This window comes from Aquirufa sp. OSTEICH-129A, assembly GCF_054558355.1.
Genome location: NZ_JBPXKC010000002.1, coordinates 574156 through 593466 on the forward strand (window position 1 = coordinate 574156; position 19311 = coordinate 593466).

The following is a 19311-nucleotide window of genomic DNA, read 5'->3' on the forward strand; positions in this document are numbered from 1 at the left end:
ATATGAAAAATCTATTCATCTTAGGATTTATCCTATTCAGCACAGGCTTATTGGCCAAACCTACGCAAGATTCCTTATTATTAAAGATAGACAAGCGGAATCAAGAAATTATTGGAAATCCAAGTAATTCAAAAAAATCCTTGAAGGAAGAATTGCAAGCAATATTTGCAAAAAATGGAATTGTATTAGAAGATAGTTTGTGGCAAAGTATTCGTAAGGCGGTACAAGCTGACAGTGACAAAGACACATCCATTGTCGTTACCATTGGAGGAAGGAATGTTAATATCAAATTACATCAAAATGGATTTAATGGCACCCAAGAACTAAGCACCACTAAAACCATAAGAGCCAGTTCCCCAGGAAACAACAATAAACAGGTGAACGTGGGGATAAACGGGATACATGTGAAAGAAGGCAACGAGGAGGTGCATGTTGGTTGGAATGGAGTTCAGGTAAAAGAGGGTGATGAAGTTACCCGGGTAATTTGGGGAAAGGATTCCACTAAAATTCAAGCAAAAGATCGAAATTTTTATCAAAGAAAAGGTTTAAATCTTTATTTGGGATTAAATGGAACTTCAGGGAATTTACCCGCAGTCAGTATTGCCCAATTTCCAGCACCACTTTTATCCACGGATTTTGCTTTGAAACCCTTAGGATCTAGGTATGCAGGGATTGAAATTGCTCGAACTATTCGAATGGGTGGTGGCAAAAAATCGAGATTCAACCTAGGTTATGGCTTGCAATTTGATTGGTACAACTTCATGTTTGATCATAATCGAATTATTCAAAAAGGGAATGATGCCATTATTTTTCAACCTATTCTCAATGCCAATGGGGGCGAAACCGTTCTTTCCAAGAACAAAATGACGGTTAGTTATTTGACATTACCAATTATACCACATTGGACCTATTCAAAAGAATCTTCGGTTCAAATGATTGGTTTGGGGGGATATGTTTCATACCGACTAGATAGTTATACGAAAGCTTTGGAAGATAAAACAGACAATTTATATAAATCGACCTCCAATTTATTTGTTAATCAAATTAGATATGGTGTGCGAGCGGAATTTGCTTTGAAACATTTCCCTGATTTATTTTTCTCTTATGATTTAAGTCCGTTATTTGAGAAGGGAAAAGGACCAGATGTGCAGGCATTTAGCTTTGGTTTAAGATTATTATAAAATTAATTTAGAAATTTTTGACCAAGGTGTTTGTGGATACCAAAATTTGAGCTACTTTTGCGAACTATTTCAGTAAAACGTTTCACTGAAATAAGAAAGAGGGGGATATACCAGAGCGGCCAAATGGGGCAGACTGTAAATCTGCTGGCGAATGCCTACGGTGGTTCGAATCCATCTGTCCCCACCATTCGCACACAGAAAAGTACCAAATTTTTGTGTTGAAAGTATCAGCGGGAGTAGCTCATTTGGTAGAGCGATAGCCTTCCAAGCTATAGGTGGCGGGTTCGAGCCCCGTCTCCCGCTCAATAAACATCGTACTGTGAGGAAACTCATAGGCGATTTTTACATTGGTAGGGCCCAGAAGACCTACTATTGGCCCTAGGGTAAAGGCCTTTGTAGCTCAGTGGTAGAGCACTTCCTTGGTAAGGAAGAGGTCGGCAGTTCAATCCTGCTCAAAGGCTCTAAAATACCAAAATTACTCGCAAGAGTAGCTTCGATTAGCACATTTTGAAACTTTTTATAACTAAATTAAGAACTAAATAATCATGGCAAAAGAGAATTTTGACCGAAGTAAACCCCACGTAAACATTGGTACTATTGGCCACGTTGACCACGGTAAAACTACCTTGACTGCTGCTATCACAAAAGTTCTTTCTGAAAAAGGTCTAGCTGAGAAGAAAGATTTCTCTTCCATTGACTCTGCTCCAGAAGAGAAAGAGCGTGGTATCACAATCAACACTGCTCACGTTGAGTATTCAACAGCTAACCGTCACTATGCTCACGTTGACTGTCCAGGTCACGCTGACTACGTGAAAAACATGGTTACAGGTGCTGCCCAAATGGACGGTGCTATCCTAGTAGTAGCTGCTACTGACGGACCAATGCCACAAACTCGTGAGCACATCTTGTTGGCACGCCAAGTTGGTGTACCTCAATTGGTTGTTTTCATGAACAAAGTGGATATGGTGGATGATCCAGAATTATTAGAATTAGTAGAAATGGAGATTCGCGAGCTTCTTTCATTCTATGAATTCGATGGCGATAACATTCCAGTAATCCAAGGTTCTGCTTTGGGTGGTTTGAATGGAGATGCTAAGTGGGTTGCAACTATTGACGCATTAATGGATGCAGTAGATAGCTGGATTCCACTTCCTAAGCGTGACGTAGATAAGCCATTCTTGATGCCAGTTGAAGACGTATTCTCGATCACAGGTCGTGGTACTGTAGCAACAGGTCGTATCGAGACAGGTGTTATCAACTCAGGTGAAGGTGTAGATATCCTAGGTATGGGAGCTGAAAACTTAAAATCAGTTGTAACTGGTGTTGAGATGTTCCGTAAGATTTTGGATCGTGGAGAAGCTGGAGATAACGTAGGTTTATTGTTACGTGGTATTGAGAAAACTGATATCCGTCGTGGTATGGTTATCTGTAAGCCAGGTTCAGTTAAGCCTCACACTAAATTCAAAGCTGAGGTTTATATCTTGTCAAAAGAGGAAGGTGGTCGTCACACTCCATTCTTCAACAAGTATCGTCCACAGTTCTATTTCCGTACAACAGACGTAACAGGAGAAATCATGTTGCCAGCTGGTGTGGAGATGTGTATGCCAGGTGATAACTTGACAATTGAAGTTACATTATTGAACCCTGTAGCTATGGACAAAGGTCTTCGTTTCGCGATTCGTGAAGGAGGTCGTACAGTAGGTGCTGGTCAGGTAACTGAAATCTTAGACTAATATTTTATTAGATATAGAAAAAGAGCGGTTTATCCCGCTCTTTTTTTTTGCCTAAAATATAGAATTTCTCTTAGATTTGTCAACTTTTTGAAAGTTGACAAATCTCAAACGAATGAACCTTGAAATAAATTATTCTATGAAAAAGATCCTTACATTATTATCACTAATCTTATTAAGTCATCTAGCTATCAGCCAAGAATACTATGAAATAAGAACCTACCAAATGAAATTCAGAGGTAATTTGGGTGTTGTTGAAAAATACATTTCGAATGCCTTGATTCCGGCATTAAATAAATATGGTGTTTCTAAAGTGGGTGTATTTAAAGATTTAGGGAAACCAGAACCGGCAATATTGGTCGTTACAATTCCTTTTTCTTCCTTAGAATCATACGCTGGTTATAAAGCAGCCTTGGAGAAGGATGAAGCTTATTTGCAAGCCAGCAAAACCTACTTTGACATGGTTGGATTGGATAAACCATTATTTGAAAAAATATCAACTTATTTGGCCAAAGGCTTTAAGGGTCACCCAGCCTTAACCTTACCAACCAAAAATGAAGGTAGAATTTACGAATGGAGAACCTATGAATCCTATAATGAAGATGCTTTACGTAGAAAAATAGCCATGTTTGACGACGCCGAACTACAGGTATTTGAAAATGTAGGTTTACATCGCGTATTCTTTGGCGAAGTGTTAGCAGGAGAAAATACACCATGCTTAAGTTATATGGTAAGCTTTGAAAACATGGCAGAGCGTGATAAAAATTGGGCTAAATTTTCAGCCGATCCAGAATGGAAACGCATTTCGAATGACCCAAAATATGCCAATAGTCACTCAAGAACCGTTCGCCGTTTCTTAGAACCTACCTCATATTCGCAATGGTAATAACTTATAATTAAACTGAGGTTTGCGAATTAGGAAAATTTGCCTAAATTTGCAGTCCTCTACGGGCATAGTATAATGGTAGTATGCAGGTCTCCAAAACCTTTGGTCAGGGTTCGAATCCTTGTGCCCGTGCCATGTAATAATTTTAAAGCCGAATAATCGGTGAAAATATGAGCAACTTTACATCATTAATTAAGGAATCTTGGGTAGAAGTAACAGAACACGTTACTTGGCCTAAATTTTCTGAACTGCAATCAAGTTCTATATTGGTTTTAGTGGCCTCTCTAATTTTTGCCATCTTGGTAGGATTAGTTGATTTGGCATTCAAATCTGGATTGGATTTATTTTATAGTTCATTTTAACAGGGCTTAACCCGATCCTTAACACGAAAATAGCCATGGCAGAGACTAAATGGTATGTTTTGAGAGCAATTTCAGGACAAGAGAAAAAAGTAAAAACGTATATGGAGAACGAAATCGCACGTCAAGGCGTGGCAGATGCAGTTCCTCAAATATTGATTCCCACTGAAAAAATCTATGAAATCAGAAAAGGAAAAAAGGTTATTCGTGAGAAAAATCTATTTCCTGGCTATATCATGATTGAAGCGGATTTGGCGGGAGAGGTGAGTCACATCTTAACTTCTACACCAGGTGTTATTGGTTTCCTTCAAACCATGAATGAAGAAGTAGAGGAAACAAAAATTGAAGGAGGAAAAACTAAAAAGGTAAAAGTGGTTGTTAAAAAACCAATGCCATTGAGTCAATCCGAAGTTAATCGTATTTTAGGTAAAGTAGATGAATCTGCAGCTGTAGAAGATTTTGCTTCTGTATCCTTTATCAAAGGTGAAACAGTACGAGTTATTGACGGACCATTTGCTACATTTGAAGGTACTGTTGAGGAGATTCACGAAAACAGCAAGAAATTATCTGTAATGGTGAAGATTTTCGGCAGAAATACTCCTTTAGAATTAAATTATTCTCAGGTAGAAAAATAAGACCTTATTTTATATAATTCAATAAACCCCGGCCATCAGGTTGGGGTTTATTATTTTAACATTAATTTACTGTTTCCATTATCGAGTAAAAATACTTACTCGAGGTAACTTTCTCCATCATAAGAGTTCGGATTCTGCCCAGCGTTTTTACATTAAAAATACTCGAACTGAAATTTTTCAAAGTAATAAAATCTATCAAATGACAAATTTTAATAGGCCTCTGGAATTTGATCGAAATAGAATTTCAAACAACTAATAGCATTTTCAATATTTGATAGATTTACAAGAGGAGGACTGTCCCTATTTTTTTGATATTTACTCAAAAGATTAATAACACCACCTTTTAACTACCCTAGCCCTAAATTAAATTTTAATTTCCTCATTTCGAATGTCTATTGTTTTAGGACCCAATTTTAGATCAAAAATAATGGAGATAGTGACTCATCCATTTCTCACCTAGCCTTTGCTGGCAAATCCGATATTAATATATAAATCGACAAGCTCTCCCCAATCAATGGAAACATGGATTTAAATATTAAATTGATTTATTGACAATTAGCTTTGGTATATCAAATAAATCTCCTAATTTTGCAGTCCGTTTAAAAAGCGGCATTCTATTTGTTTGATTATCAAATGAATGAATGGATTGGAAAGTTTGTTACGCTGGAAGATCAAAACGAGGTGCATCAGATAAGGAAGCTTCCACCCTTATTGGCAGATAAACCTCAATAATTCACTTAAAAACGATGTTTTAATATGGCAAAAGAAATAGCTGGTTACGTTAAGCTTCAATGCAAAGGTGGCCAAGCCAATCCTTCACCGCCCATCGGTCCTGCATTAGGTTCGAAAGGATTAAATATCATGGAGTTCTGTAAGCAGTTCAATGCGAGAACTCAAGATAAAAACGGCGTAGTATTGCCGGTCCTTATTACTTATTACGCAGATAAATCGTTTGATTTTGTTGTAAAAACTCCTCCTGCACCTATTTTATTATTAGAAGCAGCTAAGGTGAAATCAGGTTCGGCTCAGCCAAACTTGAAAAAAGTTGGATCAGTTTCTTGGGATCAAGTGCGAGTAATCGCTGAGACTAAGATGCCAGATTTAAACTGTTTTACAATTGAAGCAGCAATGAGTATGATTGCTGGAACGGCCCGATCAATGGGTATTACTGTTTCTGGAGAGAAACCGTTCTGATTTTAATAATCAGGATTTAACATTTTAATAAAAAGGTAATGGCAAAACTTACGAAGAAAAAAAAGGAAGCCCTTTCAAAATATGACGCGACGTTAGAGTATTCTCTTAGCAAAGCGGCTGAAATTTTGAAGGAAATTTCCTATACAAAATTCGACGCCTCTGTGGACATTGATGTTCGCTTAGGAGTAGATCCCCGCAAAGCCGACCAAATGGTTCGTGGTGTGGTTGCCCTACCTCATGGAACAGGAAAAGACGTACGAGTTCTCGTATTATGTACTCCTGATAAAGTCGAGGAAGCAAAAGCAGCCGGCGCTGACCATGTAGGATTAGATGATTATATTTCAAAAATCGAAGGAGGCTGGACCGATATCGATGTAATCATCACAATGCCTACGGTTATGGCCAAATTAGGTCGCTTGGGTCGTGTGTTAGGTCCACGTGGACTTATGCCTAATCCAAAGTCTGGTACAGTAACTTTGGAAGTAGGAAAAGCAGTAAATGAAGTGAAAGCTGGTAAAATTGACTTTAAAGTTGATAAAACTGGTATCATCCATACCTCTATTGGTAAGGTTTCATTTGATGCAAGCAAAATTGCTGAAAATGCGCAAGAAGTGATTAATACGTTGATCAAATTGAAGCCATCTTCTGCAAAAGGTACATATGTTAAATCGATCAATATATCTTCTACTATGTCTCCGGGCATTGTTATTGATAAGGCGACAGTAACTGGATTGTAATCATGACAAGAGAAGAAAAAAATCAGATTATTGATGAGTTAAGCGAAAAGTTCGCGGTAACTCCGTACTTCTACATTGCAAGTACAGCCGGTTTAACAGTAGCTCAAGCTACAGAATTCCGTAGAATGTGTTTTTCAAGAGGTTTAGAATACAAAGTATTCAAAAACACTTTGATTGCAAAAGCATTAGAGAAAACGGGAAATGACTATTCTGCATTCAACGAAGGTGTATTGAAAGGTATGTCTGGAATCATTTTCTCCCCAGAAAATGCTAAAGTTCCAGCTAAATTGATCAAAGACTTCCGCAAAGAAGCAGGAAAGGATAAAATTGCATTCAAAGGCGCTTCTATTGAAGGTGGTTTATATATTGGTGAAGACCAATTAACAGCACTTGAGAATATCAAGTCGAAAAACGAGATGATTGGAGAGGTTATTGGCCTATTACAATCGCCTGCTAAAAACGTTATCTCTGCTCTTACAAGCGGCGAGAAGAAATTAGCTGGTATCGTAAAGACTTTAGGAGAGCGTCCTGAATAATTACCAGATTTAACCGGGTCATAAGACCCACAAAATAATTAATTCTTAACAATTAAATTTTCAAAAAATGGCAGATTTAAAAGCGTTCGCTGAACAATTAGTGAACTTAACTGTAAAAGAAGTAAATGAATTAGCTGCTATCCTTAAGGATGAGTACGGTATTGAGCCAGCTGCTGCTGGTGCTGTTGTAGTTGCAGGTCCTGCTGCTGGTGCTGGTGACGGTGCTGATGCTCCTGCTGAGAAAACATCTTTCGATGTGATCTTGAAAGCTGCTGGTCCTAACAAATTAGCTATCGTTAAATTAGTGAAAGACTTAACTGGTTTAGGTTTGAAAGAAGCTAAAGATGTAGTTGATGCTGCACCGAAAGCTGTTAAAGAAGGTGTATCTAAAGACGAAGCTGAAGGTTTGAAAAAATCTTTAGAAGAAGCTGGTGCTGAAGTTGAATTGAAATAATTCACACACTGATTTTATAAAAAAAGGGGATGGCAACATTCCCTTTTTTTTGCTTTATTTGAATTCTAATTGCCTTTTACCAAAACATTAACTCATGCGTGATTTGATACAATTACTTCCCGATGCCATAGCAAACCAAATTGCTGCCGGAGAAGTAGTACAAAGACCCGCTTCTGTGGTAAAAGAGCTCATGGAAAATGCCATTGACGCCCAGGCAACTTATATCCAACTCATCATCAAAGATGCAGGCAAAGGTGTCATTCAGGTCATCGATGATGGAACAGGTATGTCAGAAACAGATGCTCGAATGTGCTTCGAAAGACATGCGACTTCCAAAATTAGAAAAGCTGAAGATTTATTCAGCATCAAAACCATGGGCTTCCGAGGAGAAGCTATGGCTTCCATAGCATCAGTGGCTCAGGTTGAATTAAAAACCAGAAGAGAACAAGACGAATTAGGGACCTTAGTTCGAATAGAGGCCTCTAGCCTAAAAACTCAGGAAAGCATTCAGCATCCTGTAGGCACATCGATTACGGTTAAAAATTTATTCTATAATATCCCCGCACGGAGAAATTTCCTCAAATCGAATCCTGTGGAAATCCGCCACATTCTTGATGAGTTTCAACACGTAGCCCTTGCTCATCCCAATATTCGTTTTTCCTTTGTTCAAAATGAACAAGAAACCTATCAATTGCCCGCAGAAAAGCTCGGTAAACGAATTGTCGATTTATTTGGAAAAGGTTATCGAGAACAACTAGCCTCTTGTGAGGAAGACACCTCCTATGTCAGCATAAAAGGCTATGTGGGAAAACCAGAACATGCCAAAAAGACGCGGGGCGAACAGTTTTTCTTTGTCAATGATCGCTTCATTAAAAATGCCTACCTCAACCATGCGGTGATGAGTGCTTATGAAAGATTATTGCCAGAAGGTGCATTTCCATTCTATGTTTTGTTTTTAAGCATCGATCCTAGTCACATTGATATCAACGTTCATCCAACGAAAACGGAGATCAAATTTGACGACGAAAAGTCGATTTACGCCATTGTTCAAGCTGCCGTAAGAAAGACGTTAAGCATACATAACCTAATTCCTTCCTTGGATTTTGATACCAATGTCAATTTCAACATTCCTCATGTTCCTTCAAATCTAAACTCATCAAACAAAACAAGTACTTTTTCCCCAAGTACGGGTAATTCACATAAACATGTACAAGATGCCTGGAAAAAATTATACGAGGGTTTACAAGATAATATTCAGGCATTTGAACAACAAGCTCCCCAGGTAAAGCCAGCCTTATTTGAACATTCAAATAACGCTTCTGAAACTATTCTCCAGAGTAGAGCCAACCAAAGAGAAAATACAGCATTTAATTCCACAAATTTTCAGGTCATCCAAATTTTACAAAAATACTTAGCCCTAAGCTGGTCAAATGGTCTCATTTTGATTGATCAAAAAAGGGCTTATCAACGTATTCTATATGACCAATTTATGGATCATTTGCAGCGTAAAAATGGGGCATCTCAACAATTACTTTTCCCTAAATTATTACACATTAGTCCTGCCGACCAATTAATATTAGAGGAAATCAAAGAAGACCTCATCTATTTAGGTTTTCAATTGGCACTAGAAGAAGGGACTAAATATTGGGTAAAGGGGATACCCGCAGGTTTAGGAGAGGAAGACGGCCAATCCCTGCTCGAAGGGATTTTAGAACAGGTAAAACATGAAGCTAGCGATTTAGGTAAACACCGTAATGAAAAAATAGCCCAAGTCATGGCCAATAGGTCTGCCATCCGTTACCAACAAAAAAAATTGAGTTCTGAGGAGATGAATGCCTTAGTTGAACAATTATTCGCTAGCAGTAATCCCAACTCCTCCCCCAATGGAGAACAAATCAGTAGAGCTTTAGCTGCTCAAGAAATCATGGACTTGCTCAACTAAGACCTATTTTTTGAATTTAGCTTTCGAGGGATTGAATTGCTTTTTAGCCATTTTAACCACCGCATAAATCATATTGGCTACTGTGGCAGGAACCATAGTAATTAAGCCCATTCCTTGCTTGTAATCAGGATTTTGGTTTAAAAAATCATTGACATACTTATTTTTATGTCGCAAGGTTTCAAAATTCAAACTAGTTTCTTCCATTTTGAATGGAGTCTTTCGGACACGACTAAACCTTTCTATTTCAAAAAGATCATAAATCTTATGAATAATAGCTGTTTGAGAAGGTAGATTATTTTCATATCGCAAAAAGTTTTTGGTATACTCCCGAATAACCGAATATATAATTGGATTTATGGGATTGGAATAGAATACCACTTTTTTGGATAAATTCTTCAATTTTATGAAGATCATCTCCCAAAGAAAATCATGATAAGGCATTTTTACAATGTGCCTGTAATTTCTTTCTACCGATAATGTTAATCGAATTATAACTAAATCTTCATGGGTCAAGATGGTAAAATAGCAGAAACCAACCATCTTGTCTTTCACCATGAAACTCCAAACAAAAACTTCGTCAGGAACCGGTCGACAAAATGAGCCCCCCAAAGCTTCTTCTAGACTGAGATTAGGACCAATGGTATGTGATAAAATAGTATAAATGCCTGAAAACAAGTCTGATTGAATATCAATATCCTGTTTTTTTATGTGGTACTTTACAACCCTCATAGAACAAATTGAAATTAAAAGTACCCTTTACTATAAATTTAAGCCCTAAAGAAAGCGGAATTTTTTAAAATTATCATCCTATAGATGAATATCACAGCATTAAATTCATAAAATCATGTAAGCTAAAATTATTTAGCCAACTCCACAGCTCTGTCGCGTGCCGCAAATATTCCCTTTTGAAGGCCCAACCCTACTTCTTTTTCAGCAAAAGCCTTTAATGCCGCTTCAGTAGTTCCTCCTTTAGAAGCAACCGCTTGAATTAATTCATCCAAAGACTTATCGCTCGTTTGCATGAGATGATAAGAGCCTAACATTGTTTGTTTAACTAATAACGATGCCATGGAAGGATCAAAGCCCATTGCTATGCCTGCATCAATCATGTTTTTGATTAAATAAAAGAAATAAGCAGGTCCACTACCACTTAAACCAGTCACCGCATCCAATAGACTTTCTTCTTCTAAAAATACGGCACGGCCTGTTGAGTTGATTAAATTCTCCGCCAATCGAATATCTGATAAACCCACTTCAGGAGCAGAAGCAAACGCGGTCATACCCATACCCAATAGTGCCGGAGTATTAGGCATAGCTCGAATTATTAATGGATAGGATAGACTTTCCTGTAATTTTTTGATGGGTATCCCTGCCATAATGGAAAGAACCAATTGACTCGGACGCAAATATTGTTTTAACTCTTCCGAAACGGAAGGATAGTCTTGAGGCTTAACAGAAAGGATGACTAAATTAACTAATGATATTTTATCTGATATGGTATCTACTACAACCCCTGCTTTTTGTTCTTGTAGAATATCTCCTCGTTCCTTATTTTTTTCGATAAGCAAAAGGTCCTCTTTCTTAACTAAATTATATTGAATAAATGAGTTGGCAAATGCCATCCCCATATTTCCACAACCTATGATTGCAATTTTCATATGTTATTTTCCTTTAAATAAATCTTCTAAAAACTGATCTAAACTAGCTCCACGAAGGCCTTTTGCCATTATTTTGCCATCTTTATCCAACATAAATGTCATAGGAATAGCAGAAACTTGATAGGCCTGCGCTGCCACAGAATTCCAATACTGTAAGTCGGAAACATGTTTCCAAGTCAGCTGATCAGTTTCAATAGCCTTTAACCATGCACTTCTATCTTGATCTAAACTCACCCCAAAAATCTCAAAACCCTTATCTTTAAAACGGGCATAGGTTTTTATCACGTTGGGATTTTCTCGCCGACAAGGGCCGCACCAACTTGCCCAAAAATCAATTAAGACATATTTCCCACGTAAAGATGAGAGAGCTAGTTTTTCACCAGAAGGAGACGGCAAACTTATTTCAGGAGCTTCTGAGCCAACTTGAACACCCTTGAGCCGCTTGATATTTTCTAAAAACGGTTTGATTTGCGGGTGATTGGGTCTTGCCGCTTTAAACGTTTCGGCAATCGATTCTAAAGTCTGCATTTCCGACTCGATTGGAAGGAAATTCGTAGTCCATAGTGCCACCAAATTAGAACCCATCTGAGGAATTAAAGCTTTAATTTGGTTTAGAGCTAGATTTTGAGCCGTTTCAAATTCTTTTTGAATTCGAGTTTGAGATGCTGGTGTTTTTTGAATTTCGGCATTCCAAGCAATGACTTTTTTTTCTAGACCTTTTGAAATGGCCATCACTTGGTTCATCATTTTAATATTAATGGACTCTCCAGTTACGCTATAGGTCCCTGGCTTATCAGGAATATTGACTCCATCTGCTTCAATTTGCACCTGCTCATTGCCCTCCAAAATCACCATAATTTTTTGAGGATTGGCTATGTCATAGCAATTTATCAAATAAAAGCCGCCATTGTCTCTTACTTTCCCACGAAATAGGACAGAATTATTTTGATCTGGACTTAGCGAATCTATTTTAACAGCTTGTCCTCGACCATTGAGAAATTCCAAATAAATTTTCCGTTGAGGTACAATTTGCTTAAGCTTAACTTGAATAGTAAATTCTTGAGCCTTCACGGCAAAGGACAAGAAGATAAAAGCAAATAAACATATACGATGCATAGCTGTAGATTATTGTGTCAGAGCTTCCTGAACTAATTGATTAACTAATTTTGGGTCAGCTTTCCCTTTTGATTTCTTCATTACTTCCCCAATAAACAGGGCAATTAACCCCTTTTTACCTTTTTGGTATTCTTTAACTTTATCAGGAAAGGCTTTAATGACCTCTTGAACAAAATTGGTAAGCTCATCATTATTACTAGCTAAAGACCAGCCATTTTCTTCTACCAATTGTTTAGGACTTTTATCCCTTACTTGAATACAAAGTGGGAATAATTGATGAGCCGCTAAGTTATGGGTAATGACGCCTTGTTCTACTAGGTCCACAATTTCTGCTAAACTTTTAGGGCTTATTTCAAATTCGTGGATATGCAATAAACTTTCATTTAAATGGGATTTTACAGAACCCATCAACCAATTAGACAATGCTTTATAGGCCTTGGTGTTAGCAGCAGCTTCTTTAAAATACAAGGCCATTTCTTTGGTATCAGCTAAAAAATGGGCATCATAAGCGGGTAAGCCATATAGGTCTATCAATTCCAGTTCTTGCTCCCATGGGAGAAGTGGCATAGTCGATTTAATTTCATTGATCCAATCCTGAGTGATGTGCAAAGGTGCTAAATCTGGCTCAGGAAAATAACGATAGTCATTCATGGTTTCTTTCACACGCATGCTAGAAGTTCTTCCCGTATGAGCATCAAAAGTCCGTGTTTCCTGAATGATGGTTTCACCAGCATCTAACATAGCCGCTTGACGACTGCATTCATATTCTATGGCGCGTTGGATATTTCGAATGGAATTCATATTCTTGATTTCCACTTTGGTACCCAGTGTAGTCGTACCAATAGGTCTCAAAGAAATATTGACATCAGCGCGTAAAGATCCTTCTTCCATGTTTCCATCGCAAATCCCTAGATAGCGAACTAATTTTCGTACTTCAGAGACAAGAGCAAAGGCTTCATCAGAGGAATGCAAAGTTGGGTCAGTAACCATTTCTATTAAAGGTGTTCCTGCTCGATTGTAATCAATGAAACTAAATGGATTATCCCCTTCATGCATCGATTTCCCAGCATCTTCTTCTAAATGAATATGATGAAAAGAAATGTATTTTTCTTCCGTTTTTAATTTGACTTTTATTTTCCCGCCTATACAAATAGGTGTCTTATCTTGAGTAATTTGATACCCTTTTGGAAGATCTGGGTAAAAATAATTTTTACGATCAAAATATTGCCATTCATTAATTTCAGAACCAATAGCGATTCCCATTTTAATGGCATATTCCACTACTTTTTTATTTAAAAATGGCAAAGTGCCAGGATGACCCAAACTAATAGGGGATATTAAGGTATTAGCCTCCCAACCAAAGCGGACTGCGTCATGGGCAAATATTTTGGAATCCGTTTGCAATTGTGCATGGATTTCAAGTCCGATAACTGGTTGATAAGTAGCCGATTGAAATGTACTCACAGATTTGAAATAATTAGGTCATCAATAGTCTGTAAAGATACAAAAAAGGACAGGAAAGCTAGGCTTGGTGCTTGATTTTACACGTACAGGCGACCTTATGTTGATAATTTACCCAATAAGCGATTGAAATAAACACCCCTAATAACAGACCGAAAGCCCAGTCAAAGGAGTTTTTAGCCCATAAAACTTCAATCAGTTTTACCAAAACCGCTAAACCCAAATAAATCATGGGTAAGGGCTTACGATGTCTTTTGTAATCTTGAAAGAGAAGTATTAAGGCCAACAAGAAACTGGTAGAGACCAAAATCCATTCAAAAGTAGAAGTAAAGGCAAAGCTACTAGCAATGTATGGGGCAAAAAACAAAAAGATGGGAAGTGTCAAACAATGAATGGCACAGGCGATTGAAAAAAACAATCCCATTTTCTCTACTGGCAATAAATGTTTGTACCTTTTATACATTTAGATATTTTCCTAATTATTTAACTTCAAGTTTAAACTCTAGGTCTATATCGGTAGAACCAATTTCTTCGTCACCAGTTTTTGTCCGTTTTCCATTGGCTGGTGGCTGGTGTTTTAGAATTACATGAAGCTTACCAATTCCTTTGCCTTGAGTTTTACCTGTATTTTTCAAGCCCAGTGGTAAATTATTTTTATCCTTATCCTTTGCTTTGACCGAAAATAAAGAGGCCGGAGTTACTTTAAACACAAATAAATGAGCTTCTGCGTCTTCTTTAATTTTTTCGGTAACATCAACCTTTGTTTTTTTAGATTCATCATAAACTTTCACCTCCATTTCGTAGCTTTCATTGGCATCTAGCACAATGGATTCAAACTTATCGGGAGGAGTAATGGAATTAGCATCCAAATCTTGGAATGAGAAAGTCTTGGTGACATTCTTACTATTAGTAAACTCCAGATCCACCGTAGTGATAAGTTCATTATCATCGGTAGGTTCTACTTCTGGATCTTTTTTACAGGACAATAAGGTCAAACTCAAAAAGAAAACGGAATAAATTAGACGATTCATAAGTTATTAGTTTGCAATAGTGTTGCAAAGATAAAAAGAAAAATAATCAATGCAACAGTGTTGCAAAATAATTATCAAGGAATTTCTATTATTGGAGAAAAAAAATTAGCTGTTCGACATGTTCCGCAGAGTCATGTCGAATAATAGATTATTGGAATTTGTAATTCCATTTTAAAGGTTAAAATCGAAAACTGGCTGTTCGACATGTTCCGTAGGGTCATGTCGAATAATAGATAATTAGAATTTGTAATTCTATTTTTACAGTTTAAATTAAACGCTTCTTTATATCTAATGTCAAGGTATTTTTTTTTGGGAGAAAAAAAGAAACAAAAAAACTTAGTTTAAAATACGGTTAATCCTAAGACGAATTCCGCTTTGCGGAACCGATGATCACTCCGCATACGGCTTTAATTTTTGACGCAGGGCTAAACTATTCGCACTCGGTCAAAAATGCGCCTGCCGCTTCGCTCATGCTTCGTTCCCATTTTTCGTTGGGATTAACCTTTGAATGAAGAATGTAGAATGTAGAATGAAGAATGTAGAATGGTAAGGGATAGTGATTATAAGGATTTTGGTAGTAAATATCAATAAAGTAGATTTTATTTAGTAAGGTTTAGTAGATATTTGAAGAAAAAACAGATGAAATCTGACAATATCATTCAAATTAAAAGTTTTCAGTTTGCTTTATTAGTTATAAGAATTGTTCGGCAAATTCAACTAGATAAAAAAGAATATGTGTTAAGTAAGCAAATTTTAAGATCAGGAACATCCATTGGGGCAAATGTGGAAGAGGCGGTAGGAGGGTCCTCTAGGAGGGATTTTTATGCGAAAATGCATATTGCGTATAAAGAGGTTAGGGAAACAGGATATTGGATAAGACTTTTAAGGGAGTCGAATATTTATCAATAAGAGGAATTACAAATTAGATTAGACGAGCTGCTTAAAATTATTGGTAGTATTTTGAAATCTAGCCATTTATACCACTAATTCTACATTCTTCATTCTTCATTCTTCATTCTACATTCTTCATTCCTGTCTGGCATAAAAAAAGCCCACTAGAATCTAGCGGGCTTGATAATAATAACTTGGAGCTTACTTACTTTCCCGGGTTTGATCCCAGTATCATCAGCGGTGCGGGGCTTAACTTCTCTGTTCGAGATGGGAAGAGGTGAACACCCGTCCTATCGGCTCCATAAATCTTGCAAGGCTTAGCCTTTTTCCATATTGTGAGATAAAATAAACAGTCGTTGCATTTTTTTATAAAAGTAAGCTTTCGGGTAATTAGTACTACTCGACTTTGACATTACTGCCTTTACATCTGTAGCCTATCGACCGTGTCGTCTACACGGACCCTTCATGGAATACTCATCTTCAGGTCAGTTTCGCACTTAGATGCTTTCAGCGCTTATCTGGTCCCGACGTGGCTACTCAGCTATGCCCTTGGCAGAACAACTGATATACCAGCGGTCAGTCCAACTCGGTCCTCTCGTACTAAAGTCAGAACCTGTCAATATTCCTACGCCCACAACAGATAGGGACCGAACTGTCTCACGACGTTCTGAACCCAGCTCGCGTGCCACTTTAATCGGCGAACAGCCGAACCCTTGGGACCTTCTCCAGCCCCAGGATGTGACGAGCCGACATCGAGGTGCCAAACCTCCCCGTCGATGTGAGCTCTTGGGGGAGATCAGCCTGTTATCCCCAGAGTACCTTTTATCCTTTGAGCGATGGCTGTTCCATACTAAACCACCGGATCACTATATCCTACTTTCGTACCTGATCGACTTGTCGGTCTCACAGTCAAGCTCCCTTTTGCTATTGCACTCTACGCACGGTTACCAAGCGTGCTGAGGGAACCTTTGAAAGCCTCCGTTACTCTTTTGGAGGCGACCACCCCAGTCAAACTACCCACCAAGCAATGTCTCCCATTCAGGGATTAGAATTCCAGTACAAGAAGGGTGGTATTTCAACGTTGGCTCCCCGATGCCTAGCGACACCGGCTCACAGCCTCCCACCTATCCTACACATCCAGTACCAAAACTCAATGCTAAGCTATAGTAAAGGTTCATGGGGTCTTTCCGTCCCGTTGCGGGTAAACGGCATCTTCACCGTTACTACAATTTCACCGAGCTCACGGCTGAGACAGTGCCCAGATCGTTACACCATTCGTGCAGGTCGGAACTTACCCGACAAGGAATTTCGCTACCTTAGGACCGTTATAGTTACGGCCGCCGTTTACTGGGGCTTCAGTTCAATGCTTCGCCTTGCAGCTAACATCCCCCCTTAACCTTCCAGCACCGGGCAGGTGTCAGGCCTTATACGTCATCTTTCGATTTTGCAAAGCCATGTGTTTTTGTTAAACAGTCGCCTGGGCCATTTCTCTGCGGCCTCGATTACTCGAGGCTCCCTTTATCCCGAAGTTACAGGGTTAATTTGCCGAGTTCCTTAGCCGTGATTCACTCGAGCGCCTTAGAATATTCTTCTCGACCACCTGTGTCGGTTTACGGTACGGGTTACTTATTAGTTATACACGCCTAGACTTTTCTTGGAAGATCACTCGCTACACTCGTTTTGGCATTGCTGCCGCCTCTCAAAGACACTATTCCGTCAGTATCTGGTAACCCATTCTCTCCGTCATCTATTTGCCCAATAAGTAAGTACAGGAATATTAACCTGTTGTGCATTAGGTTGTCGCTCTCGCTAGACCCTTAGCCCCCGACTAACCCTCAGTTGATTAGCATAGCTGAGGAAACCTTAGTCTTTCGGCGTGAGGGTTTCTCGCCCTCATTATCGTTACTCATGCCTACATTTGCTTTTCTGATCGCTCCAGCCAAGCTTGTCGCTCAACCTTCGCCGCAATCAGAATGCTCCCCTACCAGTATATAAATATAATCCAAAGCTTCGGTACTTTACTTGATGCCCGTTTATTATCGATGCCCGCCTCGCTCGACCAGTGAGCTGTTACGCACTCTTTAAATGAATAGCTGCTTCCAAGCTAACATCCTGGCTGTCACTGCAATCAGACTTCCTTAGTTCAACTTAGTAAAGATTTTGGGACCTTAGCTGTTGGTCTGGGTTCTTTCCCTCTCGGATTGGGACCTTAGCACCCCAACCCTCACTCCCGGGTATATTTTAAGCCATTCAGAGTTCGTCAGGATTTGGTAGGATTTGACTCCCCCTAGTCCTATCGGTAGCTTTACCTGCTTAAAACTTGACCCCGAGGCTGTTCCTAAAAACATTTCGGGGAGTACGAGCTATTTCTCAGTTTGATTGGCCTTTCACCCCTACCCACAAGTCATCCAAATACTTTTCAACGTAAACTGGTTCGGTCCTCCACTCCGTTTTACCGGAGCTTCAACCTGCTCATGGGTAGATCACAAAGTTTCGCGTCTACTCCCACTGACTAAGCGCCCTATTCAGACTCGCTTTCGCTCCGGCTGCTCACATCTATGTGATTAACCTCGCCAGTGAAAGTAACTCGTAGGCTCATTATGCAAAAGGCACGCCGTCACCCCACGAAAGGGCTCCGACCGCTTGTAAGCGTATGGTTTCAGGGTCTTTTCACCCCCTTACTCAGGGTACTTTTCACCTTTCCTTCACAGTACTCGTTCACTATCGGTCTCTTGGTAGTATTTAGCCTTACCGGATGGTGCCGGCAGATTCAAAGGGGATTTCTCCAGTCCCCCCCTACTCAGGATACTCCTACAATAACATAAACTTACCAATACAGGGCTCTCACCTTCTACGGCCCGCCTTCCCAGACAGTTCTCGTTCATTTATATCATCGATATCGAAGTCCTACAACCCCAGTCTTGCCGCAACAACACTGGTTTGGGCTAATCCGCGTTCGCTCGCCACTACTTACGGAATCACTTTTGTTTTCTCTTCCTCTGCTTACTTAGATGTTTCAGTTCAGCAGGTTTGCCTTCTATTTAAATAGAATACTAGATCTTCAATCTAGTGGGTTGCCCCATTCGGAAATCTTCGGATTAATGGTCTTGTGCACCTCCCCGAAGCTTATCGCAGCTTAACACGTCCTTCGTCGCCTCCAAGAGCCTAGGCATCCCCCATACGCCCTTATTTCACTTACTCTCTAATATCTTCATGCCCGAAGGCAATCGCTATCTATTTTTGCTCTTACTCTTTACTTTATTCTCACAATATGTCAAAGAACCTTGTGTAAACTTCCATGAATAAATTCATTTGGTCTACATCGTTTCCCTTATGTTCTACTTCCGTTGAAGTAGGAGGGAGGATAATTAATTGGTGGAGAATAACGGATTCGAACCGTTGACCCCCTGCGTGCAAGGCAGGTGCTCTAGCCAGCTGAGCTAATCCCCCAATTTTAATTGGGTTTTAATGTTAATCTCTTCATTCATTAGACTCGTTAG

General features: G+C 39.0%; 17 protein-coding genes, 5 tRNA genes and 2 rRNA genes. 15 read left to right on the top strand and 9 right to left on the bottom strand.

Features of this window, described 5'->3' with window-relative positions:
• Window positions 1-2: 2 nt before the first annotated feature.
• The 14 genes from SKC36_RS06445 (at window position 3) to mutL (ending at window position 9654) form a co-directional block, all read left to right on the top strand.
• Entirely contained in the window at window positions 3-1181 is a 1179-nt protein-coding gene (locus SKC36_RS06445; RefSeq protein ID WP_459454014.1) for an outer membrane beta-barrel protein, read from the top strand.
• 101 nt (window positions 1182-1282) lie between these two features.
• A tRNA-Tyr gene (locus SKC36_RS06450) sits at window positions 1283-1368 on the top strand.
• Between the two features lie 43 nt (window positions 1369-1411).
• A tRNA-Gly gene (locus SKC36_RS06455) sits at window positions 1412-1484 on the top strand.
• An 86-nt stretch (window positions 1485-1570) separates the two neighbouring features.
• A tRNA-Thr gene (locus SKC36_RS06460) sits at window positions 1571-1642 on the top strand.
• 84 nt (window positions 1643-1726) lie between these two features.
• Entirely contained in the window at window positions 1727-2914 is a 1188-nt protein-coding gene (gene tuf, locus SKC36_RS06465; RefSeq protein ID WP_109321965.1) for an elongation factor Tu, read from the top strand.
• 136 nt (window positions 2915-3050) lie between these two features.
• Window positions 3051-3797, top strand: coding sequence for an NIPSNAP family protein (locus SKC36_RS06470; protein WP_459465251.1), 747 nt, complete (start codon window positions 3051-3053; stop codon window positions 3795-3797).
• A 61-nt stretch (window positions 3798-3858) separates the two neighbouring features.
• A tRNA-Trp gene (locus SKC36_RS06475) sits at window positions 3859-3932 on the top strand.
• A gap of 35 nt (window positions 3933-3967) precedes the next feature.
• Window positions 3968-4159 (top strand): preprotein translocase subunit SecE, encoded by a 192-nt coding sequence (secE, locus tag SKC36_RS06480; protein WP_459454012.1) that lies wholly within the window; start codon window positions 3968-3970, stop codon window positions 4157-4159.
• 35 nt (window positions 4160-4194) lie between these two features.
• The gene (nusG, locus tag SKC36_RS06485; protein WP_109321962.1) at window positions 4195-4791 is read left to right on the top strand and encodes a transcription termination/antitermination protein NusG; all 597 of its coding nucleotides are present in this window, start codon (window positions 4195-4197) and stop codon (window positions 4789-4791) included.
• 756 nt (window positions 4792-5547) lie between these two features.
• Window positions 5548-5985, top strand: a complete 438-nt coding sequence (rplK, locus tag SKC36_RS06490; RefSeq protein ID WP_109321960.1) for a 50S ribosomal protein L11 — start codon at window positions 5548-5550, stop codon at window positions 5983-5985.
• Between the two features lie 38 nt (window positions 5986-6023).
• Window positions 6024-6722 (top strand): 50S ribosomal protein L1, encoded by a 699-nt coding sequence (gene rplA / locus SKC36_RS06495; RefSeq protein WP_459465253.1) that lies wholly within the window; start codon window positions 6024-6026, stop codon window positions 6720-6722.
• Window positions 6723-6724: 2 nt separating this feature from the next.
• Window positions 6725-7258 carry a 50S ribosomal protein L10 gene (rplJ, locus tag SKC36_RS06500; RefSeq protein WP_130924445.1) on the top strand — a complete coding sequence of 178 codons (534 nt, stop codon included), beginning with the start codon at window positions 6725-6727 and terminating at the stop codon, window positions 7256-7258.
• Between the two features lie 67 nt (window positions 7259-7325).
• Complete coding sequence (rplL, locus tag SKC36_RS06505; protein WP_166229839.1) at window positions 7326-7712, top strand: 50S ribosomal protein L7/L12; 387 nt, start codon at window positions 7326-7328, stop codon at window positions 7710-7712.
• A gap of 94 nt (window positions 7713-7806) precedes the next feature.
• Complete coding sequence (gene mutL / locus SKC36_RS06510; protein ID WP_459454011.1) at window positions 7807-9654, top strand: DNA mismatch repair endonuclease MutL; 1848 nt, start codon at window positions 7807-7809, stop codon at window positions 9652-9654.
• Window positions 9655-9657: 3 nt separating this feature from the next.
• On the opposite strand, the gene SKC36_RS06515 is transcribed toward mutL, so the two are convergent.
• From SKC36_RS06515 to SKC36_RS06540, 6 genes are all read right to left on the bottom strand, one after another.
• The gene (locus SKC36_RS06515; protein WP_459454010.1) at window positions 9658-10383 is read right to left on the bottom strand and encodes a hypothetical protein; all 726 of its coding nucleotides are present in this window, start codon (window positions 10381-10383) and stop codon (window positions 9658-9660) included.
• 128 nt (window positions 10384-10511) lie between these two features.
• Window positions 10512-11312 (bottom strand): pyrroline-5-carboxylate reductase, encoded by an 801-nt coding sequence (gene proC, locus SKC36_RS06520; RefSeq protein WP_459454009.1) that lies wholly within the window; start codon window positions 11310-11312, stop codon window positions 10512-10514.
• A gap of 3 nt (window positions 11313-11315) precedes the next feature.
• Window positions 11316-12428: a peroxiredoxin family protein gene (locus SKC36_RS06525; protein WP_459465255.1), complete on the bottom strand. Its 1113-nt coding sequence runs from the start codon at window positions 12426-12428 to the stop codon at window positions 11316-11318.
• Between the two features lie 9 nt (window positions 12429-12437).
• Window positions 12438-13892 carry an Asp-tRNA(Asn)/Glu-tRNA(Gln) amidotransferase subunit GatB gene (gatB, locus tag SKC36_RS06530; RefSeq protein ID WP_459465257.1) on the bottom strand — a complete coding sequence of 485 codons (1455 nt, stop codon included), beginning with the start codon at window positions 13890-13892 and terminating at the stop codon, window positions 12438-12440.
• Between the two features lie 58 nt (window positions 13893-13950).
• Window positions 13951-14352 carry a MerC domain-containing protein gene (locus tag SKC36_RS06535; protein ID WP_459454006.1) on the bottom strand — a complete coding sequence of 134 codons (402 nt, stop codon included), beginning with the start codon at window positions 14350-14352 and terminating at the stop codon, window positions 13951-13953.
• A gap of 16 nt (window positions 14353-14368) precedes the next feature.
• Complete coding sequence (locus tag SKC36_RS06540) at window positions 14369-14920, bottom strand: hypothetical protein (RefSeq protein WP_459454005.1); 552 nt, start codon at window positions 14918-14920, stop codon at window positions 14369-14371.
• 639 nt (window positions 14921-15559) lie between these two features.
• Here SKC36_RS06540 and SKC36_RS06545 point away from each other — a divergent pair.
• Window positions 15560-15829, top strand: a complete 270-nt coding sequence (locus SKC36_RS06545) for a four helix bundle protein (protein WP_459465259.1) — start codon at window positions 15560-15562, stop codon at window positions 15827-15829.
• 174 nt (window positions 15830-16003) lie between these two features.
• On the opposite strand, the gene rrf is transcribed toward SKC36_RS06545, so the two are convergent.
• The 3 genes from rrf to SKC36_RS06560 form a co-directional block, all read right to left on the bottom strand.
• Window positions 16004-16115 (bottom strand): 5S ribosomal RNA (gene rrf / locus SKC36_RS06550).
• 66 nt (window positions 16116-16181) lie between these two features.
• A 23S ribosomal RNA gene (locus SKC36_RS06555) occupies window positions 16182-19012 on the bottom strand.
• Window positions 19013-19184: 172 nt separating this feature from the next.
• A tRNA-Ala gene (locus SKC36_RS06560) sits at window positions 19185-19261 on the bottom strand.
• Window positions 19262-19311: the final 50 nt, after the last annotated feature.